This is a genomic window from Motilimonas sp. 1_MG-2023 (genome assembly GCF_030547455.1).
GTDB lineage: Bacteria > Pseudomonadota > Gammaproteobacteria > Enterobacterales > CBDFNC01 > Motilimonas.
This window is the reverse complement of record NZ_JAUOPX010000344.1, coordinates 1-230: the sequence shown is the minus strand read 5'-3', so window position 1 is coordinate 230 and position 230 is coordinate 1. Positions and strand designations below refer to the sequence as shown.

The 230-nt window shown below is 43.0% G+C and carries 1 pseudogene; it reads right to left on the bottom strand.

Annotated elements, in window-relative coordinates:
• Nucleotides 1–230: pseudogene (locus Q4519_RS22250) on the bottom strand (hypothetical protein); the annotation flags it as partial.

Sequence of the window (230 nt, the reverse complement as noted above, 5' to 3'; positions counted from 1 at the left end):
ATTGTTGCTGGTTATACGCCAAGGTGTTTATTAAACCTGTGTGACAACAGCCCGTGATCACGCAGATGCCGTGCTTGGTAGTTAGCCATAAGCTTTGATCATCCCCTAGTTGATCAATATGCAATCCTTTGTGATCTAAATAGAATGGACCGCTGGTTTTTTCCAAGGGATGAAAGTTGGGGATAGTACCAGTGAAGCTAATTTCTACAGTGAGTTTGCATGCCTGTGTA